We start from the raw sequence: 25,245 nt of genomic DNA on the forward strand, positions 1-25,245 counted from the left end.
TCACGAAGCGGCGGGATACTTGAGCCATGCGATCCGCGGCGCTTCAGATGTGGCTCCTGGGCGCGGTACTTGCCGCCCTCATGGTGACCGGCGTGCTCACCCTCGTCAATATCGTGCGTGATCCTCCCGATCAGCAGCTCGGACCCGCGGTCGTCTTCACCGACCCCGCGTCGGTTCCGGGACCGCCGTCGCTCCCGCCGGCGGATCCCACCCCGGAGTCTCCGCGCCCGGAGCCGCCCGCAGACGGGTCCCCGACACCGTCCGTGCCTGCGTCAACCCCCGCTCCGGCCCCTGCCCCCGCCCCTCCACCGGAGGTCGTGCCCGCGCCGCCACCGATCATCGGCGATGACGATGACGATGACGACGACGTGGGCGATGGGGATGACGACGATGACGACTGAGAAGACGCGGCCGCTCCCTGCGGTGCCTGTCCGCGGTCACCTGGTGCGCCGCCCACCTCCGCCTCGGTACACCCCGACGGCGCAGGACGGGGGCAGACTGGACCGGATCGGCCGCGTTTTCAGCCGTGCGACCCGTCGGTGGTCGGTCCGGTCCCGTGTACTGAGCGCACTGCTCGCCCTGTCCGCCCTGGGTCTCCTGTTCGCAGGAACCACGGCATACGGACTGCAACGGGCAACACTCAACGCGGACATCGACAACTCGCTGGAACGCAGTTTCGGGGAGTTCGAGACCCTTCTGGCGACGGGCATCGATCCCGCCACCCGATCTCCGTTCGTCACTGCCGAGACCCTCGTCTACCTCGTCATGCAGCGCACCCTTCCTGCCCCGAACGAAGGCATGATGGGCATCCGCGCCGGTGACGCGGTTCTCCTCGCCAACGACGCCGTGTCCCTGCGCCTCGAGGACGACCCCGAGCTGGTGGCCGCCGCGGCGGACCGCTCGTCGGCGGACGACGTCGCCATCACGACGATCGACACCGCCAGAGCCACCTACCGCGCCATCGTCGTGCCGGTCATGCTGAGCGAGGACACGGAGCCCACCACCTTCGTCCTCGCCTACGACATCGACGCGGAACGGGCGGAGCTGAACCGGACGTTCACCACTTTCGCCCTGATCAGCCTCGGGGCGCTGCTGCTCATCGGCGCAGTCGGCTGGCTGCTCATCGGCAACCTGCTGCACCCGGTGCGGCGGCTCCGGGAGACCGCACAGACCATCAATGACAGCGACCTCTCGCAGCGGATCGTCGTCACCGGGAACGACGACCTGTCCGATCTGACGCGGACCTTCAACGCGATGCTCGACCGCCTCGAGAAGTCCTTCACGTCGCAGCGGCAACTGCTCGACGACGTCGGCCATGAGCTCCGCACGCCGATCACCATCATCCAGGGTCACCTCGAGCTGCAGGATCCTACCGATCGGGAGGACGTCGACGCCGTGCGGGCCGTCGCCCTCGACGAGCTGGAACGCATGCGTCTCCTCGTCGACGACCTGGTCACCTTGGCCGGGAGCGCTCGTCCCGATTTCGTCCGCCCGAAACCGACCAGCGTCGATCGCCTGACGGACGACATCCTCGACAAGGCACGCGGACTGGGTGACCGGCGATGGATCATCGACTCACGGGCTGAAGGGGAGGTCCCACTCGATGACCGGCGGGTCACGCAGGCGCTGCTTCAACTCGCCGCGAATGCCGTGAAGTTCTCCATGGACGGGTCGACGATCGCCGTCGGCTCCCGGCTCGACGGCGACCGTCTCAGCCTGTGGGTGCGTGATGAAGGCATCGGCATCAGCGCCGCCGACCAGCAGCGCATCTTCGGCCGCTTCGAACGCGGCTCCGACGGCAGACGCGCCGAGGGCGCGGGCCTCGGTCTGTCCATCGTCGAAGCGATCGCGCAGGCCCACGGCGGCGGTGTCAGTGTCCTGTCGGCGCCGGGCCGCGGCTCCACCTTCACCCTCGAACTTCCGACGGCGGCCCGCCGGAACCCGGCCGATGCAGTATCCCGCGAGCACCGTGGCCCTGCCACGAAGGAGGAACCGTGACCCAGATCCTGATCGTCGAGGACGAGGAACGCATCAGCGCCTTCATCGCGAAGGGGCTCCGGGCGGCCGGCTACGTGCCCACCAGCGCGATCAACGGACGGGACGGCTATCACCTGGCGCAGACCGGGGACTTCGAACTCGTCATCCTCGACCTCGGCCTGCCGGACCAGGACGGCTTCACGGTGCTCCGACGACTCCGGGAGGCCCGCAACGACACCCCCGTCATCATCCTCTCCGCGCGCAACACCACGGACGCCACCGTGGCCGGCCTCGAGGGCGGCGCCGACGACTACATGACCAAGCCCTTCCGCTTCGAGGAGCTACTGGCCCGCGTCCGTCTGCGCCTGCGCCCGGATCCGTCCCGCACCGAGAGCTCCGTCCTCTCCCACGAAGGCCTCCAGCTGGACCTCCGGACCCGCCGCGCCCTCATCGACGGCAGGGAGGTGGACCTGTCCGCCCGCGAATTCGCCCTGACCGAGGCGTTCCTGCGCAACCCCGGCCAGGTCCTCAGCCGGGAGCAATTGCTCTCCCGCGTCTGGGGGTACGACTTCGACCCCGGCTCCAACGTGGTCGACGTCTATGTGAGGTACCTCCGCAACAAGCTCGGACCGGAGCGGTTCGCGACCGTCCGCGGCATGGGGTACCGACTGGTCGCCGATCGTCCCCGGCCCTAGCCCGACGCCGAGCACCGAGCGCGTCGGCCGGCATCAGAGGGCGTCGTGGAACCAGTCCTTCGTGAGCTGCCGCCAACGCGGGCGGAAGGCGTAGATGCACGTGAGGCGCAGCTTCGTCGACAGCGCATAGGCGTCCAGCCGGTCTTCGGGTACCAGCAGTTCCTCCGCCACGGCGAGGATCGCACGCTCCCCGGCGGCACGCCGTCGGGCGCTGAGGAGGCCCTGCGCCTCACGGAACGACAGATGCACCAGGAGGTTCGCCAGGTCGAGGGCCGGCTCGGCTAGGGCCAGCGTGTCGCAGTCGATCAGCCCGAGCGTCCCCTGGCTGCTCCCCCCGCCGGAGATGAGCACCTGCTTGTCATGGAGGTCGCGGTGGGACAGGACGGGAGCCTGCGCCGTACCGTGCAGAAGACGGCCGGCAGCGGTGCGTACTGCCGCACGCAGGGCCGCGTCCGGGACCGGAGAGGCACCGAAGTCGAGGCAGCGGACCATCCAGGTGGCGAGCGTCTCGACTTCGTCATGTGGGCCGTAGGAAGGCAGACGACCAGCATCACCACCGGGGACGGCGGCGAAAGCCGGCCAGTGAGCGGCCCAGACGGACCAGGCGTGGTCGAGCATTGCCTTGCCATCGCTCCCGGCACTGGTACTCGAGCAGCCGAGATCGTACAGACTGGCGCCCGGCACCGCGGACAGGGTGAGCGTAGCCCCGTCGACGGCGGTGACGCGGGGAGTGGCGATGCCTGCGGCTGCGACGAGCCCGGCAGCCGTGGCGTGAGCGGTGACGACCCGGCCGACCTTCCGAGGTGGCAGGAGCTTCAGGTATGCGCTGTCCGTCCTCACGACGGCCCTCCTGGTGAAGCGGTGTACCAGGAGTTCACCGGCGTCGACGGCCGCGGGAAGACCTGCCAGGGCCGGGTCCTCCCCGAAGGGCGTCAACGCCACCGTGCCATCCGCATCGAGGTGTCCGGCCCGCAGACGCCCTGTGGTCTCGTCGACGGCTTCGATGGTGAGTCCACCGTCGTGCGGCCAGGTGCGGTGGATGGTGAGCCGCGTGCCCTCGTTGTCCAGGACATCGTCGGGGATGAGCATCACGCGACCAGGGCTGCGAGCATCTCGAGCCGTTCCTCGGTGTCGTCACGCCACGAGGGTGAACAGGACCGGAACGGCTCGTCGAGGCGATCCAGGAGATGTGCGGCGGTCCAGGCGAGCACGGTGTCCTGGTCGATGCGCCCACCGGCGTCCTCGTAGCCGTCGAGGAAGTGTCCGCGCAGGGTACGGCCTGAAGCGCGTTCCTGCAGCAGGTCGACGGCCACGAACGAGCCGATATCCGTGCCGGGGGGCGCCGTCGTCGACCGGTCGAAGTCGGCGAGCACCACGTGAGAGGCGTCGACGAGCACCTGATCAGCGGAGAAGTCACCATGGACGAGGGCTGTGCGGTCGTCGTCGCCCAGGCGTCGGACGAGCGCGGCGTGGATCCTGCTCAGTCGTGCCTGGCTTCCCGGCGTCAGGTGCAGGTCCCGCTCGTTCAGGGTGCGCAGTTTGTGGAGCAGGTCCCGTGCTGGTCGTGGTGCGAGGTCGGTGGGTTGTGCGTGCAGGAGTGCAAGGGCGGCGCCGGCGGAGCGGGCGGCGTCGTGACCATCCTCGCCGGCCACCTGTTGGAGGTCTCCCTGTCCGAACCAGGGGTAGTAGCGCAGGGTGCCGGCCTGCGGCGCGTCGAGGGGGATGATCCGCTGCAGGACCGGGACACCGCGGCGTGCGAGGTCGGCGAGGAAGGCTGTCTCTGCGGGATCAGCGCGGCCGGCCTTGCAGACCGTGGCGCCGGCGGCCGTCTCCATCCGGAAGACCACGCGGCGGTGGGGGTTGTAGTTGAGGACCCGGCCCGGCCCGAGGGACAGGCGATGGTGCCCCTCGAATGCCCGGAGGGTGTCGTGCAGCTTCATGTCCAGGCCGATAGGGCCGGCGACGAGCGTATGCCGTCCGGGCAGTCCGATCACGTCGATGTCATATCCGTGGTTCGCGGCCCGCGCGAGCGTCTTGTCCAGTTTGGCGGCGTGGTGCGGCGCGTAGGTCGCCACCCATCGCGGGGCGGGATCCGCATCGGGTGCCCGCCGGGCGTCGGCCGGTGGAGCCTGTCCCGGGTGACGGGTCCGGAGGCGTGCGACGGCGGAGACGCCCTGCTTGTGGCGTAGCCGGTCGGCGTGCACCGGACGCGAGAACAGGGCGGACAATCCGACCGGATCGAAGATGGCCGGCAGCGCGGGCAGCGCCGGGTCGATGAGGGCGACGCTCATGGCTGCCGCCGGCCGGTGGCTGACAGGTCCTTGACGTCGTCGGCTTCACCGGCCCACCCCCCGTAGACCGGGTGCTCCCTGATGTCCGCGGGGGACCCTTCGAAGCGGACGGTCCCGTCATCGAGCCAGATGATCCAGTCGTGCGTCAACGCGACGGCGGGTTCGTGGGTGATGGTGATCGTGGTGCGATGCCGCGAGAGCAGGTCCAGCCCTTTCAGGACCTCCGCGCGCGAGTCCTTGTCGAGGCCGGTGGTGACCTCGTCGAGAATCACGAGCGGTGCATCGCGCAGCAGCGCCCGCGCGATCGCTATCCGCTGGCGCTGGCCGCCGGAGAGGGTCCCGCCCCGTTCGCCCACCGTCGTGTCGTACCCGTCCGGGAACTGCGCCACGAAGCCGTGCACGTTGGCGAGCTTCGCCGCGTACTCCACGTCCTCGTCCGAAGCGTCGATGCGGCCATAGCGGATGTTCTCCCGGATGGTGCCCGTGAAGAGGACGGCGTCCTGCAGCACCAGGCTGACATTGGAGCGGAGTGATTCGAGGGTCACGTGCCGGAGGTCCTTGCCGTCCAGGTGGACGCTCCCGGTCTGCGGGTCCATCATCCGTACCGCGAGCGAGGCGAGGGTGGACTTCCCGGAGCCCGAGGGGCCGACGACGGCTGTGCGACGGTGGCCCATGAACGTCAGGTCCACATCCCGGAGCACTGGTTCGTCGGGCGTGTACCCTGCCGTCACGCCGCGCAGCTCGAGGTCGCCCCACACCCGGGACAGGGGAACTGCGTGGGGGCTGTCCTCGATGTCGACCGGCTGATCGAGCAGATCGGCGACGCGCTCGCCCGATGCGGTCGCGCGGGCGATGCGCCCGGTGTACTTCGCCAGGTCGCGGAGGGGCTTCATCGCCGTCTTGAGGTACATGAGGAACAGGACGAGGTCGCCGGGCGTCATGGCGCCCTGCACCACACGCCAGCCGCCTCCCGTGAGCACCAGTGCGGTCGCGACGCCGACGATGACATCGGTGCGGCGTTCGAGGGCCGCGGCCAGACGGCGGGCCAGCACGCCTTCGCGCAGCGTCTTCTCGTTGCTGGTCCCGAACTGGCGTGCCAGTGTCTGTTCGAGACCGTACGTCTGGACGACGCGGATGGCTCCCAGGCTCTCCTGCGCGGTGTTCGCCAGCGCCCCCTCGCCCTTCCGGGTACGGCGTGCGGCGACGGTGATCCTCCCGGTGCTCAGCCTCGACAGCAGAAGGAATGCCGCCGAAGCGACGACGACGACGAGGGCGAGGAGGGGATCCAGCCAGAACATCACGCCGGCCATGGCCACGAGTGTGATGCAGTTCGCGATCAGCGGCAGGCCCGCGCTCACGGCCACCTCCTGGAGCTTCCCCACGTCGCCGATGAGGCGCTGGACCATGTCGCCCGTCCGGGACGAGGAGTGGTAGGACAGTGACAGCGATTGGACGTGCGCGAATACGCGGGACCGTAGGTCGGTGGCCACACGGGAACCGGTCAGGGCGAACGCGATGGTGGCGAGGAAGTTGAACAGGGCACGGAACCCGATGATCGCCACCAGCGCAGCCCCGCACAGGATCAGCAGACCCGGGGATGCTGAGGGTCCACCACCGGAGAAATCGGCGCCGAGGCTCCTGGTCACGGCGTCGATGACGAATTTCACGGGCCAGGGTTCCAGAACGCGGAACGCGACCTCCAGCAGAAGGGCCGTGACGCCGCCGGCCATGAGCGTCCTGTGCCGGCCGAGGTGCGGCCGCACCATGCGCAGCGTCCTTCGAAGGGGTTTCGCCGGTGGTCCGGAGGTCGGTGGACCGGGGGTGGTCGGCCTGCTCACAGGTTGCTCTCTTCCAGGATGGCATCGAGGACGGCGTCCCAGCTGTGGCGCTCCGCGAACCGGCGGGCAGCCATGGACATGGTGCGGCGTGCGAGTGGGTCTCCCGCGAGCTCGTCCAGGGCGGCCGCCAACGCCGCGGGGTGCGAGGGTTCGACGAGGACGCCCGTCACCCCGTCGTCGACGATGCCCGGAACCTGCCCGACGGCCGATGCCACGACCGGCAATCCGGCGGCGCAGTACTCGTAGATCTTCAGGGGGGAGAAGTACTGCTCCTCCTCCCGCTCGGTCCGGGGATAGGGTGCCACCGCGATCGCACAACCGGCAAGCATCGTGGGCACCTCGGCAGGAGTCGACGCCCCGGTGAAGTCGGCGTCCACACCCTTCGCGGCGGCCAGGGAACGCAGGCTTGCGGCTTCGGGACCGTCCCCGACGATCCTCAGTCTCCAGGAACCGTCGGACAGCGCCTTCGCCTCGATGAGGTCGCTGACCCCGTGCCATGGTTTCAGGGTTCCGACGAAGACCACGGTGGGGGTGCCATCGGCTTCCGGTGCGGGCACGATGCGTCTCACATTGACCCCGTTGGGTGCAGTGATGATCCTGGGCGGGGGATCGGACGATGCGTGTGCGGCAACCCAGGCAGCGATGGGATCGGACACGCACGCAACGACCGTCGCCGCCGAAAGCTGGATCCTGAGTGCGTGCAGTGCTGCTCCCTCGTCGTGCAGTGCGCGGTGGGTCCGTTGTTCATCGATGAGGGGCGCATTCACCTCGAGGATGCCGGGGACCGACAATGCGTTCATGATCCGTGCAAGCGCATCACTGAAGAGCGAGTATCTCTCATAGATCGCGGTGACGCCGTCCTCCACGGCCTGTGCAGCCAGTGCAGCGGCGGCGTCCCGTTGGGACTGTTCACGCTCCGGGCCGCTGCCGCGGGGAATGGGGTGGGTGACCACCCGCATGCCGGCAAGGTCGTCGGGAACCGACTCGCCGATTCGCGTGCAATAGACGGTGACATCGGCGCCGCGGGCCAGCCAGCTCCGGACGATCTCCTGGACGTGGACAGAGGCTCCCTTGGAGCCGAACACCGGGATACCGGGATCGACGCACACATAGGCGACGTGCATCAGGACCCCTTCGACGAGCTCAGGGCGCCCTGTCCGGTCTGGAGCTCGCGCAGCCGACGAGCCTGCTCCACGGAGTCGAACGACGACTCGATCAGCTGCCGCGCCGCGCGTGCCATCCCGGTCAGGTCGGCGGATGCACAGTAGGTGAGGGCGTCGACGAGATCGGCTGTGGACCCCGCCCGGGTCAGGATGCCCGTGGGGGCGCCGTCCCCGGAATCGAAGACCTCCGGAATTCCTGTCACGTCACTCGCGATACAGGGGACGCCGGTTGCCATGGCCTCCAGGAGCACGGTCGGCAGGCCGTCCATGTTGCCGTCGGCGGCCATGATGCACGGCGCGACGAAGACGTCGGCCCACCGCAGCACGGCGACGACTTCTTCCTGGGTCCGGGGGCCGAGGAGCGTGACGTCGTCCGCGAGGTCGAGCGCACGTACTTGCGCAAGGAGATCCTCATGCTCAGGGCCACCTCCCGCGATGCGGACGTCCAGGGCGAGGCCGTCGGCCTTCAGCCGGGCGACGGCGTCGAGCAGGTAGCGGAAGCCCTTCTTCTCGACCAGCCTGCCCACGGCGCAGACACGCAGGACCGGCCCGCGTGGTGCCGGGTCCTCGTACGGGAACCGGCCGAGTTCCAGGCCGTTGTAGACGCGGTGCACGGAGGCATCCGCGCCGGTCGCGAGCCGGTCGAGGAAGCGGTGGTTGAAGTCGCTGACCGTGACGACGTGATGAGCCCGGCGCATCAGGTCCGCCAGGACCGCCGCGTCCACCTCCTCGTGGAAGATGTCCTTCGCGTGGGCGGTGAAGGAGAAGGGGATGTCGACGAGTTCTGCGGCGATGGCGGTGGCGCGGGCGGCCATCGATCCGAAGTGCGCGTGAGCGTGGGTGATGCCCTGGCGGGCGAACTCCGCAGCCAGCCCGACTCCCTGATGGGCTTCCGTCGGGTCCATCGCCAGTAGATCGGGCAGCATGTGCGCGAAGCGCTCCCCGAACGTCGGGATCGTCGCCAGGCCTTCCCCGAGCAGGCCCCAGGCCTCGAGGATCTTCGAAGGCTTCGGTATGTACGTCACGCCGGCCTGGACGCGAGCGAGTTCCGGGTGGAATCGGGGGTCGATCGGCGGACGCAACGAGAAGAGGCGGAGGTCCTCGCCCTGCGCTTCCCGGGCAAGGATCTCGGTCACGATGAACGTCTCGGAGAACCGCGGATACATTTTCATGACATAGGCGGTGCGCGACGGTCCGGGTCGGTCAGACAGCAGCATGTACCCACCTCCGGTCCTGGGAGCCCGCCTCGGTGGCGAGGAGTTCAGCGGCCAGAGGGGCGAGTGCGGCGACACCGGTCAGGTCGACCATGGAACGGCCCACACGGGTGCCTGCGGCACGACCGAACCACGCGCCGATGAGTTCCGGGGAGAGGTCGTCGGGGTGGCACATCTCGACGACACCATGCCGGGCCAGCGCAGAGGCACGGATGAGTTGCTCCATCCGAGGTTCTGTCCGCGGAACGATGAGCGCAGGAGCGGATGTGGTCATGATCTCGCTGACGGAGTTGTACCCGCCCATCGATACGATCGCCGAGGCTCCCTCGATCTCGGAGAGCGCGTCGCGCACTTTCACCACGACCGACGTGCCGGGTCCCGCGGCCCGCTCGACCAGGCGGCGGTGCTCCTTCGGCATCTGGGGCCCGGTGATGACGAGATGCCCGTAGCCCTCGGGAACCTCGGCGCCGGCAGCGGCGAGCAGCAGCGCGAGGCCGTCCGAGCCGCCGCCGGCCATGGTCAGTACGTACGGCTGACCCACGGGGGTCGACCGTCCGCGGGAGACCCTGCCCGCGGCGAGATAGCCCGTGTAGCGGACGAGCGGGCCGAGGGTCCCCGGGATCTCCCCTGTTCCCAGAGGGTCGTGGATCGCAGGATCTCCGTACACCCAGATCTGGTCGAAGACCGGCGCCAGGACGTCGATTCCACCCATCCTGCTCCACTCCTGCTCCATCGCGTGGGGGCTGTCGAGTACCTCACGCAGTCCGAGGACCACCTTGCATGCCGGACGCCTGAGGCGGAGGTTCGTCAGGGCCTGTCCCAGTTCGCCGTCCACTCCGAACGCATGGCGGTCGACGACCACCAGGTGCGGGCGGAAACGGTCGAACACGGCGTCGATCATGTGCATGCGCAGCTGGATGAGGGCATCCTGCCCGATGGTCAGATGACGTGGACGGTAACCCTCGGTGCTCTTGCGTATCCCCGGCAGGACCACCCAATCCCATCCCGCCGGGACGTCGAAGCGTGTTGCGGAGGATTCCCCCGTGACGAGGAGGCCGGTCACCTTCCGGTTCGCGTGGCCGGGCAGGCCGGCCGACAGCGCGTAGGCGATGGCGAGGTTACGGCGCGTGTGCCCGAGCCCCTGGGAGTCATGGGAGTAGAGGACGACCCTGAGCTCCTCGGGCTGCAAATCTGCCATCGTTGATTGCCGGCTTTCTTGACCTGGTGCTGGGATGGTGGAGATATCAGTACGTCAGTCCCGCATGAGCCGCGCATGATGGGTGCATGAGGGAGTTCTCATCTTTCGCACGGCTCACGCCGGTGCCACGGCGATGGTCTACGGCCTGCCGATTCCCTTGTAGTTCCAGCCTGCGCGACGCCACGTAGCGGGCTCCAGGACGTTGCGGCCGTCCAGGATGTTCTTCGTGCCCACCGATGCGGCGGCCGCTCCCGGGGTGAGGTTGCGATACTCCTCCCATTCGGTGAGCAGCAGCAGGGCGTCGGCGTCCTGCATGGCACGCGGCAGGTCCTCCTCGTACAGGAGCTCCGGGAAGCGGCGCCGTGCACCGTCGATCGCCTCGGGGTCGGTGACGGTGACCTCCGCGCCCTGCAATTGCAGTTGTGCGGCGATGCTGAGGGCAGGGGAATCGCGGACGTCGTCGCTGTCGGGTTTGAACGCCGCTCCGAGCACCGTCAGGCGCTTCCCGAGGAGCGAGCCTCCCACCAGCGTGCGGGTGAGCTCGACGGTGCGGATGCGACGCCGGACATTGATGTCATCCACTTCACGGAGGAAGGTGAGCGCTTGATCGGCGCCCAGCTCGCCGGCGCGTGCCATGAAGGCCCTGATGTCCTTGGGGAGGCAGCCACCGCCGAAGCCGATGCCGGCGTTCAGGAACTTCCGACCGATCCGATCGTCGATACCGATGGCGTCGGCAAGGAGTGTTATGTCCGCGCCGGTGACCTCGCACACTTCGGCCATGGCGTTGATGAAGGAGATCTTCGTGGCGAGGAACGAATTCGCTGCGGCTTTGACCAGCTCGGCAGTGGCGTAGTCGGAGCATAGACGCGGGGTGCCCGTCGACAGGGGTGTGGCGTACACGGTGTCGAGCAGTCGGGTGGCGCGCATGCCGGCCTCGCCCTCCGGGAGGCCGTACACGAAACGGTCAGGGGACAGCGTGTCGTTGATGGCGAATCCTTCACGGAGGAACTCGGGGTTCCACGCGAGGTCGGCGTCGGGGTACCGCCGCGAGAGGTCGTCCGCCAGGCGGGCCGCGGTGCCCACCGGGACCGTGGACTTGCCGACGATGAGATTGCCCGGCTCGAGGGAATCGAGCAGCGACGCGAAGGCGCTCTCCACGTGGTGCAGGTCCGCCGCATACTCGCCCTTTCGCTGCGGTGTTCCGATGCAGAGGAAATGCACTTCCGCTCCCGCCGCATCGGCCATGCTGGAGCTGAACTTCAACCGGCCGGTCGTCAGGATCTCGTCGAGAAGTTCGGACAGCCCCGGTTCGAAGAACGGGGCACGCCCCGCTTGGAGCTCGCCGATCCTGCGGGGGTCGACGTCGATGCCTACTACGTCGTGGCCGAGCTTGGCCATGCACACGGCATGGACGGCCCCGAGGTATCCGCAACCGATGACAGAAATACGCATGCTGGTCCTCCTGATGTGCGCGCAGAGACCTGCGGATCATGGAAGGGCAGCACTCATGTCCTGACCGAGTGCTGATCCTCTGGAAGTCTCCATTCAGTCACCCGGACGTAAGGTCACGATGAGCCGTCGATGAGAAGGTTCTCATCCTCACCGGCGTGACGGAACACCGGGGAGGCGTCGCTGCTAGTCTGGCGCCACCGTCGACCGAGGAGAGCCGTGGCACCGGAGATCGACCCGCACAACATGACCCCCGGGCAGATCGACCTGATCAATGAGGGCCGGAAGCTCGAGGGCGTGCATCTGACCCTCTTCGGCTACTTCGGCGGCCCGGAGTTGCAGGGTGCCGGCATCGGGCGCATGCAGCTCGACGAGGACGGCCGGCTGCCGGCATCCAACTACGAGTCCCCCGAGGACCGGTTGAAGGAGCTGGTCCTCGCGCAACTGCTCCGCGGATCCCTGAGGCAGTCGATCCCGATCGTCCTGGGCGGGATCTTCGAGGACTTCTTCGCCCTGCGCACCCTGGAGGTTGCGGGCGGCGATGTGCAGGAGTACATCGCTTCCGCTGGGGCGCAGATCGTGGACATGTTGCCGCCGGCGTTCCGGCGCTACTACACGTCCGGCTTCCTGCAGCGCTTCGCCGTCGTCGCGGCCGAGGTGGCCTCGGACTTCGAACTCGGCTGGGAGGGTCCCCGCACGTTCGCGCATGAACTCGCGGCCTACTGCTTCGCGAAGAAGGGCGTGCGCCATGCAGACATCGAGTACGGCGCCGGCCTGGGAGCCGTGAACCTGGATCGACTGATCATCGGGCTGCTCGACGAGACCGCCATGCTCGAGGAGGCGTACCTGCCGGCACCGGAAGGCAAGGAGCTGACAGCCCCTGCCTGGTTCGTGCCTCGGGACCCGGCATCGCGGGTCAACCCCTATCTGCATCCTGAGGGGATGCCCAACACGGAGCAGGTCGACCTGCTCGAGCACCAGCTCAGTCACGAGATCCCCGAGAAGCACCCGGGCCCGGCCCGGCAGAAGGCCCTCGCCGAGGGCGCCCTGATCGACATCAGCCCGTACGCGTCCCGCCAGTACTTCCTCTGCCCGGTCGCCGTCGAGCACTCGGTCGTCGCAGCCCTCGGGCTGGACGGCCTGCCGCCGGAGTCCGAGTGGGAGGACCTGCTGCTCCACCCGGCCTGGCACGGCGCTGCGGAACACCCCACCTGGAAGAGCTTCGACTACATCGCCGTCGGCTTCGAGGACCAGCAGGTGTATGTCGCGCTGGTCGCCGGCACCGACGAGATGAGCTCGCCGGTCCTCACCATCCAGTACATCGGCGAGGTCATCGACGAACCCTAGAGCTCCAGGCCATTAAAGCTATTGACTATAGCCTATTAGGGATACACACTAGCCGCATGACCTCTTCTACTTCCACACCTCCCACCCAGTACCTCATCCGACCCGAGGGGCGCGTGGCGTACGACCTTCAGGGTTCAGGTCCGCTCCTCGTCCTCGTACCAGGTATGGGGGAGTTGCGCTCCTCCTATCGCTTCCTGGCGCCGGTGCTCGTCGCCGCTGGTTACTCGGTGGCGAGCACCGACCTTCGCGGTCACGGTGACAGCGACACCACCTTCTCCTCCTACGGCGATGTCGAGACGGCCGGCGATGTCCAGGCGCTGATCGAGCAGCTCGGCGGGTCGGCGGTCATCGTCGGCAACTCCCTGGCCGCCGGTTCCGCGGTCATCGTCGCAGCCGAGCACCCTCACCGGGTCGATGGCCTGGTGCTGATCGGCCCGTTCGTGCGCAACCCTCCGTCCAATGCCTTCACGCGGGCCATGTTCCGCACCATGATGGCCCCGCCGTGGGTCGCGGTCGTGTGGAAGAGCTATATGCCCACCCTCTATGCCGGCCGCAAGCCGGACGATTTCGAGGAATACCGCAAGGCGGTGGTGACGAGCCTCAAGCGCAAGCCCTATGGCAGGGCCTTCTCGCTCACCACCCGGCAGACCGATCACGATCCCGCCGAGGCGAAGCTCGGCTCGGTGACCGCCCCGACGATGGTGGTCATGGGTGAGAAGGACCCCGACTTCAAGGATCCCGCGGCCGAAGCCCGCTTCGTCGGTGATGCTCTTCGTGCGGAGGTCGTCATGGTCGCCGAAGCCGGGCACTACCCCCAGGCGCAGCGGCCCGCAGTGACCTCGGACGCCATCCTCCGCTTCCTCGAGACCGTGCAGCATGCCTAGGGCCGGGCTCTCCCGCGATCGCGTGGTGGAGGAGGCTGCGCTCATGATCGACGAAGTGGGCCTCCATCGGTTGACGCTCGCCGCGCTGGCCGGACGGCTCGGCATCCGCCAACCATCGCTCTACAAGCACATCGATTCGATGGCAGGACTGCATCGGGATCTCTCGGTCCACGCGAAGCGCGAACTCGGCGAGGTCCTGGCCCGTGCCGCTGTCGGTCGGTCCGGCGCCGTCGCCATCCACGCCATGTCCCATGCGTACCGCGACTGGGCGCGCGACCACCCCGCCCGCTACGAAGCCTCCCAGCGGATGCCCTCTCCCGGCGACATCGAGGACGAGGCCGTCTCACTCGCCGGCGTCCGGATCATCGCCGACGTCCTCGCCGCCTACGACCTGGCGGGCGACGACGCCGTCGACGCGATCCGCGCCCTGCGCTCCGCCCTGCACGGCTTCGTCTCCTTCGAGACCACGGGATCATTCGCCATGAGCGCGAATGTCGACCGCAGCTTCGAGCGCCTCGTCCACGGGTTCACCGTCGCCCTCACGCAGTGGACCGGTCCGACCCTCCTGGAGGCCAGTCCGACAGTCGACCACCGAGGAACGGGAGAATCATGAGCATCCCGCCGGCGACCTCCGGGACGCCCCGATAGCGGATCGGACAACCAATGCGTGGTCCGGGCGGTGGATGCGACACTCCTTGACCTCGGGGCGGGCGCGGCGGAGTCTTGTATCAGACACCCCGGACCCTGGTGGCACGATCACTTCCCAGCCGCCAAGGAGCCCATCATGTCCTCCGTCGTCGATTCACGACCCCCTTCATCCCGTCTCGCGCCGACGTGGCCGACGGGTGATGCCGGGTCCGAGCGGATGGTCCAGCAGAATGACCAGGTCATCCAACGCCTGTTCGCGGCGGGCCTGCGCATCCAGGGCCTGCGCAGACACCTCTCGGACCGTGAGGCCCTCGAACGCATCAGCGTCGTGGGCGCCGAACTGGATGCCGCGATCGGGGACCTGCGCCGTACCATCCACTCCCTCCGATCGCCCCCGCCGACCTTCAGCGCCGGTATCCTGGCCCTCGTCGCGGCCATGGCCCGGGATCATGCTCTCCAGCCCGAGTTGCGCCTTTCCGGGCCCCTCGACATCGCTGTCGACCCCGGCGTGGCCGAACATGTGCAGGGAGTCCTCCGGGAAGGCCTGTGCCGTGCGTTCCGGGACGCTGCAGCGCACTGCATCACCATCACCCTGCGGGCCGTTCAGGATCATCTCGAGCTGGGAATCACCGACGACGGCTCAGGGTCCGCCGAGCTGGTATCCGGCCGGGGCCCGACGGCGATGCGGCACCACGCCGAACTCTGCGGCGGCACGCTCTCGGTCTCGAGCTCCCTCGGCGAGGGAACGCGCGTCCTCCTCGTCGTGCCCCTGCGCTGCCGCTGAGCGGCAGGAAACCGCGACGCCGGTTGCGCGGTCGGCGGTCCGACAGGACTGCTGGTGGTCAGAGGGTGAGGGTGCGCCGCAGCACTGCTTCGGCCGTGTCGGTCAGACTGGTCCTGTGGGATCGGGCGTAGGTCCGCAGACGTTCGAAGGCTTCGTTCGTGGAGACGTTCGAGATCTGGGAGATCACCCCCTTGGCCTGCTCGACGAGGATCCGGCTGTTCAGGGCCCGCTGCAACTGGTCGTTGACGATCGCGGATTCCCGGATGGAGCGTTCCTGCAGGATGCTGATCGTCGACACATCGGCCAGGGCCTGGCCGATGGCCACGTCCTCCTCGCTCAGTTCACCGGTCTCGGTGCGGAACAGGTTCATGGCACCGATGGTCTTGCCGCGCACGCGCAGGGGAAAGGCATGCACGGACTGGAAGCCCTGGGTCGCGGCCGCGTCCTTGAACCTCGGCCACCGGTCTCCGGTCCCGGCGATGTCACGGATGGTGATGGGTACCCCGGTGACGTAACACTCCACGCACGGGCCGGCCCCGGTCTCCTGCTGCAGGACTTCGATGAGACGGCTTTCCTCGCTGGTGGACGCGAGCACCTGCAGTACACCGTCCGGGCCGGCGAGCATCAGCCCGGCAGCGGTCGCGTCGAGCAGTCCTACGCATTCGTCGACGAGCGTGTGCAGGAGGTCCAGCACATCGTATTCATCGACCAGAGTGTCCGCGATCCTGACGAACGCGGCACTGACCCGGCTTGCCCGGGTGGTGGATTCCATGAAGCCCACGGTAGGCCTCCTCAGGTTCATTTCATAGATTCGAACGGAGGTGAGAAGTCCAGCCGCCGGTCGAGGACGGCGCCGGAGGTCTCCCGTACCGTCTGTCCGTTCGCGAAGGCATGCCCTCGGAGCAGCAGCAGGGCATCGGCCGCCGTCCCCCCGGTCTGGGCGAGCACCATACCCGTCGCCTGATGGATCTCACGGCGGGAGGGTGTCAGCCCTGCTTCGGGGTCGTCCTCATCGTCGGGGACGAGGATGCGGCGCAGCAGACTCCAGGCGGCCCCGTCGGCGAGCACGCCTGCCTCGACCAGCTCGGAGTGGCTCAGCTCGCCCGGGGTGGTCCGGTAGAGCTCCACGACCCCCACGTCCAGGGCTCCGATGACCAGCGGGAAGACGAACAGGGCCTGCACCTCGGTGTCGGTCAGCGCTTTTCCGAAGACCGGCCACTTCTCGTGGGTCATCGAGCGCACATAGGGGAGGAGGACGGGCGTCCGGGAGCGGGCGGCTTCCCACCGAGGGCCTTCCCCGAGATCGAACTGGAGCTCGTCGAGCCGGGCTGCGAGCTCGTCGCTGGCCCCCAGCATCGTCTCCCGGGCGGATCCGCTGAATGCCGACAGGGCAGCGCCCGACACCGGTATCGCCTCGATGAACGAGGTGCACAGAGCCGAACACAGCTGATCCAGCCCGAGTGATTCGTTCGCGGTCACGGGTGCATCACCTGGCCCGGGGCGGTGGAAGGTAACGCGAGCGCAGCATCTTCCTGACCCTTTCCGCGGATAATGCGAACAGTTGAAGGGCGGATCATGCGGGCCCGTCAGCGGTCCCGGTGAAACTAGTGGCACAAGTGTAGCCGCCCACCGGAGCCGCGATCAGGGCCGACCGCACTCGTTTCCGCCGGGGAAGGTGGTCCGAGTGCGGCTTCAGAGAACCAGGGTGCGGTCGATGACCTGCTGGCTGGTGTCATTGAGGGTCTGGTGCGTGGAGCGGGCGTGATTGCGCAGGCGACTGAATGCTTCGTCCATGGTGACCGTGGAGATCTGGGCGATGACACCCTTGGCCTGCTCGATCATGATCCTGCTGTTCAGCGCCCTCTGCAGTTGATCGTTCACGATCTGGCTTTCCCGGATCGTTCGCTCCTGCAGGAGGCTGATCGTGGCCACGGATGCCAGCGCCTGGGCGATCACGGCATCCTCCTGCTCCAGGTCACCGGTTGCGGAGCCGAAGAGCCCCATGGCGCCGATGACCCGCTCGTGGATGCGCAGGGGAACGACATGGACGGACGCGAAACCCTGCCGGAGGGCAGCCTGCTGGAAGGCCGGCCACTTGTCGAGAGCGGCGATATCAGCGATCGTGACGACGGATCCGGTGTGGTAGCACTCGATGCAGGGGCCTTCTCCGGCCTGCAGCTGGAGGATCTCGACGAGTTCCGACTGTTCGCTGGTCGACGCCACGACCTGGAGGTCTCCATGAGGGCCGGCAAACAGGAGGCCTACCTGATCGACCTGCAGGAGATCGACGCATTCCTCGGCGAGAGTGTGGAGCATGTCGAGGACGTCGTAGTCGGCGACCAGGGTATCGGCGAGCTTGACGAACGCGGTGCTCACTTTTTCGGGTCTCGATCGGGTCACCATTGTTCTGCCCTCCGGCACTGCTTCGTATCGTCGCCCTGGTGGCGGGGATAGGGAAGTACTTTCATCAGTGTTCCTCACTGCCGGCACTGTCCGACACAGCATCCGGTTCCGCCGCGAAGGTGAGACTTCGGTTGATGACTGCCTGTGCCGCCTCTGCGAGGGTTTGTTCGTGGGCGAAAGCGTGTGCGCGCAACAGCATGAGAGCCTCTGCGGCCGACACGTCTGCCTGCACGAGGATCATTCCCGTGGCCTGGTGGATCTCCCGACGCGCGAGCGGCTCGGACTCCGTCATCGCTCCCGGGTTGCGGCGACCCTCGTCGAGGATGGAGTGCATCAGGGCCCAGGACGTCGTGCTGGTCAGCGTCTGCGCATGAAGGAGTGTCGGGGCGCTGAGTGATCCTGGACGGGTGTGATACATCTCCACGACACCGATATTGACGGCGCCGACGATCAAGGGCAGAACGAAGACAGCAGCCGCCCCCGCATCGGCAAGGGCGGTGCCGAGAGCCGGCCATTCTAGGTGAGCGGCGCGTGTATCCGGAACGATCACGGGCGCACGGGTCCGCATCGCATCCCATCGTGGCCCTTCTCCGACCGAGAACTGCGCCTCGTCCAAGGCGATCGCTCGGTCATCCGTCGCACCCATGCGGGTCTCGTTCGCCGTTCCGACGAAGATCGAGATAGCAGCGCCTGTCACCGGCAGCTCCGACAGGAACACCGCACACAGGTCGTCATCGCCGGGGAGGTTCAACACGCGCACCCGCCCGGGGCGAGGGGCGGGAAGCGTCGTCCGGTGCTTCGGACGCACGGGTGGAGGACTGGGGATACGGTCTTCATGGCAGGTCTCGGATCGTTGGCTGTGGCCCTACGGCCGCAGGCACACTCATCGTTCTGAAAGCCCCTCAACAATCCGCCGACGATCACTGAATTCACGTAGAACTGACCCCACCATAACCCGGCCTTCCCGTCCAAGGGCTTGAACGCCCAGTATCCCAGTGCACACCCCCTGCGGCCACAACAATCGCCGTCGGGTCGGACACGCTGATTGACGAAGACGCGGGCATGGCGGAGTCTTGAAGCTGACACCCCGGACCCTGGTGGCACCACGCTCTCTCTGCCGTCAAGGAGTCCCGACATGTCGCCTGCCCACACTTCAGGGCCCCCATCGCCCGGTTTCATCTCGTCCGTGTCGAAGCACGGTAGTGGACCCGTGCAATCCGCTCGGCGACCCGTCCTGACAGATCGGCAGGAATCGATTGCGGCGATGATCGCCTGCGGTCTGACCGGCCAGCACGTTGCCCGGGTGCTCAACCTGCCCCTGCGCGCCGTCGAGGGGCACGTCCACCTCATCCTCGAGGTTCTCGGGCTCGCCCGCCTCGAGGATCTCACGGAGGATGCCATCAGCGGCTATGGCAATGCCGCGATCCGGCAGTACGACGGCGGGCCGGTCCACCCCCAGCCCGCAGCGGGACCGTCGAGGTTCGGGCGATGATCATGCGTCAGGCCGCCGGCCGGGCTGCGGGGAAAGCCATGGGTATCGGCTCACGCGTGACGGTGCCCCTTGATCTCGAGGACGAGGAACGGATCGTCAGCGCGTACGACCCGCAGCAGCCCGTCACCCACTTCACCCACTAACGGCGGGGACAGCGTCCCCGTGTCAACGATCGGTCGGCAACCCATGGTCACCACACCGCCTCCGCCCTCCCCGGTGCCTGGGGTCCCGGGGCGCACCCGGGGCCGCCTCCTGACGGAGCAGACCGCCCACGACGCCGTCGACGGCCTCGCGGAGGTCGCTTTCGCCGTGATCCGGTCAGCAGACGGGGCGGGTGTGAGCCTCCTCGACAGCGGCGGCCGGCGGCTGAGTGTCGGGGCCACCAGCAACGGTGTCCTCGAAGTCGACGACCTGCAATACGAGTTGGGCGAAGGACCCTGCCTGAGCGCCTGGGCGACCGGCACGCCCGTCCACATCCTCGATACGCATCGTGACCTCCGGTGGGAGAGGTGGAGGGCAGCGGCCGTCCGGTGCGGAATCAGATCCTGCCTCAGCGTGCCCCTGCCGAAGGACCCGGGGCGGTTGGGTGCGATGAAGGTCTACTCGGACAGCCCAGGTGCGTTCTCCGACGCGGACCGGAAGATCCTGCAGAGCCTCGCTCGATCCGCAGCAGCCCTGCTCGGTCATATCCAGACCAGCGACCTCCCTCAACGCCTGAGTGACGAGCGCACGACCGCGCTCGCCGGCCGGGACGCCGTGGGGATCGCTCGTGGCATCCTCATGGAACGCCACGCCGTCGACAAGGAGACGGCCATGCAGCAGCTCATCGACCTGGCGGCCCGCACGGGCACCACCGTCCGGGACCAGGCGATAGCGATCAGTGGACGTGATGACGCGGGTGGCCACTGACGCTGGAAGCGTCTGTCAGTTCGTGAAATGGGTGTGGGGCGTGGTGCCCGTGGCTTGCACGATCAGATCGCGGGCGACGTCGCTGAGTTTCCGGCCTCGGGTATTGGAGGCCCGTTGGAGCATCTCGAAGGCCTCCTTCTGGGTGCACCGGCTCTGGCCGAGGATGATCCCGACCGCGATGTCGATGTTGGTCCGCGTCTCCATCGCCGAGTACAGATCGGCCGCGGCGTCCTGGTAGCGGGCCACCCGCATCGCCATCTCGAGGGCCCCGCCGGCCTGGGAGGCGAACACCGCAGCGACCCGTTGCCACTCGGAGGTGAAGTATCCGATCGGGCGGGCGTAGAAGCTCAGTGTCGCGAGTCCTTCTGGTCCGAGTTCCAGCGGAACGCTCAGCATCGACGCGAACCCGGTGGCCGCAGAGGAGCCGAAATAACGGGGCCACCGCCCGTCGCGTCGTGCGTCGTCGACGATCACGAGCTCATGGTTCGTCATCGCGGCCAGCGATGGTCCTTCTCCGACATGGTGCTGGAGCTCGTTGAGGGCCGTGGCTGTGTCCGAGCTGCTCTTGACGTTCAGGCGCCGATTCCCGCGCCGGGACATCAGTCCGCACGGCACCGACTCGTCGTCGGTGAAGAGCTGTTCTCCGAGGACCGACAACTGGTCGATAAGGTCCGTGATGTTCCGTTCCTCGAGCAGCAGGGACTGCGGATCGGCCGCGTCCGGACGCTTGCGGTTCTGCATGATCAGTAACCTACGCCACAGCCCGCCATTGAGTGCCGCCGCCGCCCGGGCTACCATCGGCCTACGAAAGAAGAACGCGGCGTTCGATTATCGAACGCCGCGAACGGCACATCCACGATGAAGTGAGGCCAGCCCGTGCAATTCCACCACCATGGCTACGTGTCGGGTGACCCACGCGTCCAGCCGGCCGCCGGCGTCGGACTGGACCGTCCGCAGGAACTCCCCGACGAGGTCGACGTCCTCATCATCGGCACGGGACCCGCCGGCATGATCGCCGCCGCACAGCTCTCCCAGTTCCCCGGCATCACCACCCGGATCGTGGAACGCCGCCCGGGCAGGCTCGCGATCGGCCAGGCCGACGGCATCCAGGCCCGCAGCGTCGAGACGTTCCAGGCCTTCGGGTTCGCCCACCGCATCATCGACGAGGCGTACCGGATCGTCGAGATGGCCTTCTGGAAGCCCGATCCCGCCGACTCCTCGCGCATCGTCCGCACCGCCCGCCCCGAGGACGATCCGACCGGCATCAGCGAGTTCCCGCACCTGATCGTCAACCAGGCCCGAGTGCTCGACTACTTCGCCGAGTTCATGAAGAACGCGCCGACCCGCATGGAACCCGACTACGGCTTCGAACTCGCGGGACTGGAGGTCGACGACGAGCAGGACTACCCGGTGCGGGTCACCCTCACGCGCGCCGCGGGGGAGGGGGCCGGTACGGAGCGCACGGTGCGGGCCAGGTACGTGGTGGGGGCCGACGGCGCGCGCAGCAAGGTCCGTCAGGCGATCGGCTGCACCCTCGCCGGGGACAAGGCCAACCACGCGTGGGGCGTGATGGATGCCCTCGCGGTCACCGACTTCCCCGACATCCGCCGCAAGTGCGCCATCCAGTCCGGGGCCGGCGGCAGCATCCTGCTGATCCCGAGGGAGGGCGGGCACCTGTTCCGCATGTACGTGGACCTCGGCGAGGTGGACCCGGCGGACAACGGCGCGGTCCGGGCCACGACGCTCGAGCAGATCATCGCCAAGGCCAACACGATCCTCAGCCCCTACACCCTCGACGTGCGGAACGTCGCCTGGCACAGCGTGTACGAGGTGGGCCATCGCCTCACCGACAGGTTCGACGACGTCCTGCCGGAGGGCGTGGGCACCCGCACCCCGCGCGTCTTCATCACCGGCGACGCCTGCCACACGCACAGCGCCAAGGCGGGCCAGGGGATGAACGTGTCCATGCAGGACGGTTTCAACCTCGGCTGGAAACTCGGGCACGTCCTCGAGGGCCGCAGCCCGGAGGCCCTGCTGGCCACGTACTCGGCCGAACGGCAGGTCGTCGCGAAGGACCTCATCGCGTTCGACAAGGAATGGTCGACGCTCATGGCGCGCAAGCCGGAGGAGTTCGCCGACCCGTCCGAACTCGAGGACTTCTACGTGAGGACCATGGAGTTCCCTGCGGGCTTCATGACGCAGTACGCGCCGTCGATGCTCATCGCCGAGGGCACGCACCAGGACTTGGCCACCGGCTTCCCCGTCGGCAAGCGCTTCAAGTCCGCGCCCGTCGTCCGTGTGTGCGACGGCGTCCCGATGCACCTCGGTCACCACGCGACGGCGGACGGCCGGTGGCGCCTCTACGTATTCGCCGACGGGGCGGAGCCCGGTGCGTCCTCCGGTGTGGCGGCGTTCGCCGACTGGATCGGCACGCACCCCGACTCGCCGCTCGCCGCCACGCCCCCGGACGCCGATCGGGACGCCTGGTTCGACCTGAAGGTGATCTACCAGCAGGACCACACGCAGGTGGACCTCGGGCGGGTGCCGGCGGAGTTCACACCGGCGGTGGGGCCGTTCGGGCTCACCGACTACGAGAAGGTGTACGCCGCCGATCCGGCCTCGGACATCTTCGACCTGCGCGGACTGGACCGCGCGGGCGTCGTCGTCGTCGTCCGCCCCGACCAGTACGTGGCGCACGTGCTCCCACTGGCCGACACGGCGGGCCTCGCCGCGTTCTTCGCCCCGCTGCTGGCCTCCCGGGCGGTCCGCCCCGGGGCGGCGGACACCGGACGGGCCTTCGCCTGACATGCGGATGTCACAGGCGGGCCCGGGCATGACGGCCGCCGCAGGAGCAACGCCGTCGGCCCCCGCCTCCCAGACCCTGTCGCGGGGCATCCGGGCCCTGGAGATCCTCGCGGAGACCCCGGACGGACTGACGACGGCGGAGATCGCGGGCGCGCTGGAGGTGCACCGCTCCATCGCCTACCGGATCCTGCGCACCCTCGAGGAACACTCGCTCGTGGTCCGGGACGCCGGCGGCCGCTTCCAGGCCGGCCCGGGACTCGCGAACCTGGCCCGGGGCGTGGCACCCAGGCTGCAGACCGCCGCGCTGCCCGAACTCACCGCGGTGGCGTCCGATCTGCAGATGACGGCGTTCATCGCGGTCTGGGACCGGCACCACTGCGTCACCCTCGTCGCCGTCGAACCGCCGCACGGCGAGGGCACCCTGGTCCAGCGGCCGGGCTCACGCCACCCCTTCGACGCCGGGGCGCCCGGCATCGCCATCCAGTCCGCCCTCACCGAGGCCCACTGGCAGCGCCTGGCGCCGGGCTCGCCCTACCGGGAGGAATCCAGGATCGCGGCGGCCACCGGGTACGCCACGAGCCAGGACGAGGTGATCCCCGGCGTCAGTTCCGTCGCCGCCCCCGTGCACGTCCGCGGCAGGCTCCCGGCCGCGCTCGCCGTCGTCTACCTCCGCAGCGACCAGCCGGTCGAGGCCATCGGCGCCCGTGTCGCCGCAGCGGCCCGTGCCGTCGGATCCGTCCTGTGAGACGGCCCCACCACCCCATACCCCTCCGTGCGAAGGACCAGCCATGACCACCACCCCCCTCCGCGCGTCCGCCGCGGATCCCGCCACCCTCGACGTCGAGGAGACGTGGTCCCGCGACCACCTGGAGTCCGTCCAGCTGGACCGCCTGCAGGCCACGCTCGCCCACGCCTACGCACAGGTGCCCCTGTACCGGCGGAAGTTCGACGAGGCCGGCGTCCACCCCGAGGACCTGCGCGAGCTCGCCGACCTCGCGAAGTTCCCCTTCACCACCAAGGAGGACCTGCGCAGCACCTACCCGTTCGGCATGTTCGCCGTCCCGCAGGAGCGCGTGGCCCGCATCCACGCGTCGTCGGGCACCACGGGCCAGCCCACCGTCGTCGGCTACACGGCGGGGGACCTCGACCGGTGGGCGTCCCTCGTGGCGCGCTCGCTCCGTGCCTCCGGCGTGAAGGCCGGCTGGAAGGTCCACAACGCCTACGGCTACGGGCTGTTCACGGGCGGCCTCGGGGCGCACGCGGGCGCCGAGCGGCTGGGCTGCACCGTCATCCCCATCTCCGGTGGTCAGACCGAGCGGCAGGTGCAGCTCATCCGGGACTTCGAACCCGACGCCATCCTCGCCACACCCACCTACCTGCTGACCATCCTCGACACCATGGCCGCCGCCGGGATCGACCCGTCGTCGACGTCCCTGAGGACCGGAGTGCTGGGCGCCGAGCCGTGGACGGAGGGTATGCGGCAGGAACTCGAGGGGCGCGCGGGATTCGACGCCTGCGACATCTACGGTCTGTCCGAGGTCATGGGCCCCGGCGTCGCCGGCGAATGCGTGGAGTCCAAGGACGGCTCGCACATCTGGGAGGACCACTTCCGGCCCGAGATCATCGACCCCTTCACGGAGCAGGTGCAGGGCGACGGCCAGGCGGGAGAACTCGTCTTCACGTCCCTCACCAAGGAGGCGCTGCCCATCATCCGCTACCGCACCCACGACCTGACCCGCCTCCAGCCCGGTACCGCGCGGCCCGGCATGCGCCGCATGGAGCGCATCACCGGGCGGAGCGATGACATGGTGATCGTGCGCGGCGTGAACCTGTTCCCCACCCAGGTCGAGGAGCTCACGCTGCGCATCCCCGCCCTGAGCCCGCACTTCCAGCTCGAACTGACGCGCCCCGAGGGCCAGCGGATGGACCAGCTGACCATCAAGGTGGAACCGCGCGAGGGCGTCACGGCCGCCGATGCCGCCGCGGCCGCCGTCGAGCTCCGGCACCAGGTCAAGACGCACATCGGCTCCACGTGCGCCGTCACCGTCGTGGAGCAGGGCTCCCTCGTGCGCTCCAGCGGCAAGCTCCGGCGGATCTACGACCTCCGGCCCCGCGGCTGACGGCAGGCCGTCCCGGAGCGGGGGTTCG

The 25,245-nt window shown here is 68.5% G+C and carries 25 protein-coding genes; 13 read left to right on the forward strand and 12 right to left on the reverse strand.

The annotated features are described in order from the left end of the window. Window positions 1-26: 26 nt before the first annotated feature. From AC4D2E_RS14290 to AC4D2E_RS14300, 3 genes are read left to right on the forward strand one after another with little or no spacing between them, the layout of a single operon-like run. Window positions 27-401 carry a hypothetical protein gene (locus tag AC4D2E_RS14290; protein ID WP_490910286.1) on the forward strand — a complete coding sequence of 125 codons (375 nt, stop codon included), beginning with the start codon at window positions 27-29 and terminating at the stop codon, window positions 399-401. Continuing rightward, complete coding sequence (locus AC4D2E_RS14295; protein WP_490953039.1) at window positions 391-1,998, forward strand: sensor histidine kinase; 1,608 nt, start codon at window positions 391-393, stop codon at window positions 1,996-1,998. The genes AC4D2E_RS14290 and AC4D2E_RS14295 overlap by 11 nt, the downstream gene beginning before the upstream one ends. After that, complete coding sequence (locus AC4D2E_RS14300; RefSeq protein WP_490953040.1) at window positions 1,995-2,672, forward strand: response regulator transcription factor; 678 nt, start codon at window positions 1,995-1,997, stop codon at window positions 2,670-2,672. The genes AC4D2E_RS14295 and AC4D2E_RS14300 overlap by 4 nt, the downstream gene beginning before the upstream one ends. A gap of 33 nt (window positions 2,673-2,705) precedes the next feature. On the opposite strand, the gene AC4D2E_RS14305 is transcribed toward AC4D2E_RS14300, so the two are convergent. From AC4D2E_RS14305 to AC4D2E_RS14335, 7 genes are all read right to left on the reverse strand, one after another. After that, window positions 2,706-3,761 carry a phosphotransferase gene (locus AC4D2E_RS14305; RefSeq protein ID WP_490953041.1) on the reverse strand — a complete coding sequence of 352 codons (1,056 nt, stop codon included), beginning with the start codon at window positions 3,759-3,761 and terminating at the stop codon, window positions 2,706-2,708. Further along, window positions 3,761-4,963, reverse strand: a complete 1,203-nt coding sequence (locus AC4D2E_RS14310) for a phosphotransferase family protein (RefSeq protein ID WP_104167792.1) — start codon at window positions 4,961-4,963, stop codon at window positions 3,761-3,763. Before AC4D2E_RS14310 ends, AC4D2E_RS14305 begins: the two co-directional genes overlap by 1 nt. Next, the gene (locus tag AC4D2E_RS14315) at window positions 4,960-6,729 is read right to left on the reverse strand and encodes an ABC transporter ATP-binding protein (protein WP_490953042.1); all 1,770 of its coding nucleotides are present in this window, start codon (window positions 6,727-6,729) and stop codon (window positions 4,960-4,962) included. Before AC4D2E_RS14315 ends, AC4D2E_RS14310 begins: the two co-directional genes overlap by 4 nt. Window positions 6,730-6,797: 68 nt before the next feature. After that, entirely contained in the window at window positions 6,798-7,925 is a 1,128-nt protein-coding gene (locus tag AC4D2E_RS14320; protein WP_490953043.1) for a glycosyltransferase family 4 protein, read from the reverse strand. Then, entirely contained in the window at window positions 7,925-9,136 is a 1,212-nt protein-coding gene (locus AC4D2E_RS14325; RefSeq protein WP_490953044.1) for a glycosyltransferase, read from the reverse strand. The genes AC4D2E_RS14320 and AC4D2E_RS14325 overlap by 1 nt, the downstream gene beginning before the upstream one ends. 31 nt (window positions 9,137-9,167) lie before the next feature. Then, complete coding sequence (locus tag AC4D2E_RS14330; protein ID WP_490953045.1) at window positions 9,168-10,376, reverse strand: glycosyltransferase family protein; 1,209 nt, start codon at window positions 10,374-10,376, stop codon at window positions 9,168-9,170. A gap of 138 nt (window positions 10,377-10,514) precedes the next feature. Further along, window positions 10,515-11,828 carry a UDP-glucose dehydrogenase family protein gene (locus tag AC4D2E_RS14335; RefSeq protein WP_490953046.1) on the reverse strand — a complete coding sequence of 438 codons (1,314 nt, stop codon included), beginning with the start codon at window positions 11,826-11,828 and terminating at the stop codon, window positions 10,515-10,517. A gap of 216 nt (window positions 11,829-12,044) precedes the next feature. On the opposite strand from AC4D2E_RS14335, the gene AC4D2E_RS14340 reads away from it, so the two are divergent. The 4 genes from AC4D2E_RS14340 (at window position 12,045) to AC4D2E_RS14355 (ending at window position 15,488) form a co-directional block, all read left to right on the forward strand. After that, window positions 12,045-13,172, forward strand: coding sequence for a hypothetical protein (locus AC4D2E_RS14340; RefSeq protein ID WP_490953047.1), 1,128 nt, complete (start codon window positions 12,045-12,047; stop codon window positions 13,170-13,172). A gap of 56 nt (window positions 13,173-13,228) precedes the next feature. Continuing rightward, window positions 13,229-14,056 (forward strand): alpha/beta fold hydrolase, encoded by an 828-nt coding sequence (locus AC4D2E_RS14345; RefSeq protein WP_490953048.1) that lies wholly within the window; start codon window positions 13,229-13,231, stop codon window positions 14,054-14,056. Continuing rightward, on the forward strand, window positions 14,049-14,669 hold the full coding sequence (locus AC4D2E_RS14350; protein WP_490953049.1) for a TetR/AcrR family transcriptional regulator: 621 nt from the start codon (window positions 14,049-14,051) through the stop codon (window positions 14,667-14,669). Before AC4D2E_RS14345 ends, AC4D2E_RS14350 begins: the two co-directional genes overlap by 8 nt. A gap of 171 nt (window positions 14,670-14,840) precedes the next feature. After that, on the forward strand, window positions 14,841-15,488 hold the full coding sequence (locus AC4D2E_RS14355) for a sensor histidine kinase (protein ID WP_490953050.1): 648 nt from the start codon (window positions 14,841-14,843) through the stop codon (window positions 15,486-15,488). A gap of 58 nt (window positions 15,489-15,546) precedes the next feature. Here AC4D2E_RS14355 and AC4D2E_RS14360 read toward each other — a convergent pair whose 3' ends face one another. The 4 genes from AC4D2E_RS14360 to AC4D2E_RS14375 form a co-directional block, all read right to left on the reverse strand. After that, complete coding sequence (locus AC4D2E_RS14360; protein ID WP_490910273.1) at window positions 15,547-16,260, reverse strand: GAF and ANTAR domain-containing protein; 714 nt, start codon at window positions 16,258-16,260, stop codon at window positions 15,547-15,549. A 26-nt stretch (window positions 16,261-16,286) separates the two neighbouring features. Then, on the reverse strand, window positions 16,287-16,967 hold the full coding sequence (locus AC4D2E_RS14365) for a GAF and ANTAR domain-containing protein (RefSeq protein ID WP_490953051.1): 681 nt from the start codon (window positions 16,965-16,967) through the stop codon (window positions 16,287-16,289). Between the two features lie 213 nt (window positions 16,968-17,180). Further along, window positions 17,181-17,864: a GAF domain-containing protein gene (locus AC4D2E_RS14370; protein ID WP_490953052.1), complete on the reverse strand. Its 684-nt coding sequence runs from the start codon at window positions 17,862-17,864 to the stop codon at window positions 17,181-17,183. Window positions 17,865-17,955: 91 nt separating this feature from the next. Then, the gene (locus tag AC4D2E_RS14375; protein ID WP_490910270.1) at window positions 17,956-18,645 is read right to left on the reverse strand and encodes a GAF and ANTAR domain-containing protein; all 690 of its coding nucleotides are present in this window, start codon (window positions 18,643-18,645) and stop codon (window positions 17,956-17,958) included. Between the two features lie 510 nt (window positions 18,646-19,155). On the opposite strand from AC4D2E_RS14375, the gene AC4D2E_RS14380 reads away from it, so the two are divergent. Genes AC4D2E_RS14380 through AC4D2E_RS14390 form a run of 3 tightly spaced genes read left to right on the forward strand, consistent with a single transcriptional unit; the run spans window position 19,156 to window position 20,292 of the window. Beyond that, window positions 19,156-19,383 carry a hypothetical protein gene (locus AC4D2E_RS14380; RefSeq protein ID WP_490953053.1) on the forward strand — a complete coding sequence of 76 codons (228 nt, stop codon included), beginning with the start codon at window positions 19,156-19,158 and terminating at the stop codon, window positions 19,381-19,383. Then, window positions 19,380-19,526 (forward strand): hypothetical protein, encoded by a 147-nt coding sequence (locus AC4D2E_RS14385; protein ID WP_490953054.1) that lies wholly within the window; start codon window positions 19,380-19,382, stop codon window positions 19,524-19,526. Before AC4D2E_RS14380 ends, AC4D2E_RS14385 begins: the two co-directional genes overlap by 4 nt. A gap of 43 nt (window positions 19,527-19,569) precedes the next feature. Then, a complete protein-coding gene (locus AC4D2E_RS14390) occupies window positions 19,570-20,292 on the forward strand; it encodes a GAF and ANTAR domain-containing protein (protein WP_490953055.1) in 723 nt (240 codons plus the stop codon). A gap of 15 nt (window positions 20,293-20,307) precedes the next feature. Here the strand turns inward: AC4D2E_RS14390 and AC4D2E_RS14395 are convergent, their stop codons facing one another. After that, on the reverse strand, window positions 20,308-21,033 hold the full coding sequence (locus AC4D2E_RS14395) for a GAF and ANTAR domain-containing protein (protein ID WP_490953056.1): 726 nt from the start codon (window positions 21,031-21,033) through the stop codon (window positions 20,308-20,310). Between the two features lie 135 nt (window positions 21,034-21,168). Here AC4D2E_RS14395 and AC4D2E_RS14400 point away from each other — a divergent pair, with 135 nt between their 5' ends. Genes AC4D2E_RS14400 through paaK form a run of 3 tightly spaced genes read left to right on the forward strand, consistent with a single transcriptional unit; the run spans window position 21,169 to window position 25,217 of the window. Next, window positions 21,169-23,097, forward strand: a complete 1,929-nt coding sequence (locus tag AC4D2E_RS14400; RefSeq protein WP_490953057.1) for an FAD-binding monooxygenase — start codon at window positions 21,169-21,171, stop codon at window positions 23,095-23,097. Window positions 23,098-23,125: 28 nt separating this feature from the next. Further along, window positions 23,126-23,842 carry an IclR family transcriptional regulator gene (locus tag AC4D2E_RS14405; RefSeq protein WP_490910264.1) on the forward strand — a complete coding sequence of 239 codons (717 nt, stop codon included), beginning with the start codon at window positions 23,126-23,128 and terminating at the stop codon, window positions 23,840-23,842. Between the two features lie 43 nt (window positions 23,843-23,885). After that, the gene (gene paaK, locus AC4D2E_RS14410; protein WP_104167809.1) at window positions 23,886-25,217 is read left to right on the forward strand and encodes a phenylacetate--CoA ligase PaaK; all 1,332 of its coding nucleotides are present in this window, start codon (window positions 23,886-23,888) and stop codon (window positions 25,215-25,217) included. The last annotated feature ends 28 nt before the right edge of the window (window positions 25,218-25,245 follow it).

The organism is Arthrobacter sp. TJ-265 (assembly GCF_058269135.1).

Excerpts from the sequence above, each read along its gene's own strand:
- AC4D2E_RS14395 (WP_490953056.1), bottom strand. The coding sequence starts at position 21,033 with ATGCAGAACCGCAAGCGTCCGGACGCGGCCGATCCGCAGTCCCTGCTG.
- AC4D2E_RS14380 (WP_490953053.1), top strand. The coding sequence starts at position 19,156 with ATGATCGCCTGCGGTCTGACCGGCCAGCACGTTGCCCGGGTGCTCAAC.
- AC4D2E_RS14385 (WP_490953054.1), top strand. The coding sequence starts at position 19,380 with ATGATCATGCGTCAGGCCGCCGGCCGGGCTGCGGGGAAAGCCATGGGT.
- AC4D2E_RS14315 (WP_490953042.1), bottom strand. The coding sequence starts at position 6,729 with ATGGTGCGGCCGCACCTCGGCCGGCACAGGACGCTCATGGCCGGCGGC.
- AC4D2E_RS14345 (WP_490953048.1), top strand. The coding sequence starts at position 13,229 with ATGACCTCTTCTACTTCCACACCTCCCACCCAGTACCTCATCCGACCC.
- AC4D2E_RS14295 (WP_490953039.1), top strand. The coding sequence starts at position 391 with ATGACGACTGAGAAGACGCGGCCGCTCCCTGCGGTGCCTGTCCGCGGT.
- paaK (WP_104167809.1), top strand. The coding sequence starts at position 23,886 with ATGACCACCACCCCCCTCCGCGCGTCCGCCGCGGATCCCGCCACCCTC.
- AC4D2E_RS14335 (WP_490953046.1), bottom strand. The coding sequence starts at position 11,828 with ATGCGTATTTCTGTCATCGGTTGCGGATACCTCGGGGCCGTCCATGCC.
- AC4D2E_RS14405 (WP_490910264.1), top strand. The coding sequence starts at position 23,126 with ATGACGGCCGCCGCAGGAGCAACGCCGTCGGCCCCCGCCTCCCAGACC.
- AC4D2E_RS14390 (WP_490953055.1), top strand. The coding sequence starts at position 19,570 with ATGGTCACCACACCGCCTCCGCCCTCCCCGGTGCCTGGGGTCCCGGGG.
- AC4D2E_RS14350 (WP_490953049.1), top strand. The coding sequence starts at position 14,049 with ATGCCTAGGGCCGGGCTCTCCCGCGATCGCGTGGTGGAGGAGGCTGCG.
- AC4D2E_RS14325 (WP_490953044.1), bottom strand. The coding sequence starts at position 9,136 with ATGAAAATGTATCCGCGGTTCTCCGAGACGTTCATCGTGACCGAGATC.
- AC4D2E_RS14360 (WP_490910273.1), bottom strand. The coding sequence starts at position 16,260 with ATGGAATCCACCACCCGGGCAAGCCGGGTCAGTGCCGCGTTCGTCAGG.
- AC4D2E_RS14310 (WP_104167792.1), bottom strand. The coding sequence starts at position 4,963 with ATGAGCGTCGCCCTCATCGACCCGGCGCTGCCCGCGCTGCCGGCCATC.
- AC4D2E_RS14305 (WP_490953041.1), bottom strand. The coding sequence starts at position 3,761 with ATGCTCATCCCCGACGATGTCCTGGACAACGAGGGCACGCGGCTCACC.
- AC4D2E_RS14330 (WP_490953045.1), bottom strand. The coding sequence starts at position 10,376 with ATGGCAGATTTGCAGCCCGAGGAGCTCAGGGTCGTCCTCTACTCCCAT.
- AC4D2E_RS14355 (WP_490953050.1), top strand. The coding sequence starts at position 14,841 with ATGTCCTCCGTCGTCGATTCACGACCCCCTTCATCCCGTCTCGCGCCG.
- AC4D2E_RS14290 (WP_490910286.1), top strand. The coding sequence starts at position 27 with ATGCGATCCGCGGCGCTTCAGATGTGGCTCCTGGGCGCGGTACTTGCC.
- AC4D2E_RS14320 (WP_490953043.1), bottom strand. The coding sequence starts at position 7,925 with ATGCACGTCGCCTATGTGTGCGTCGATCCCGGTATCCCGGTGTTCGGC.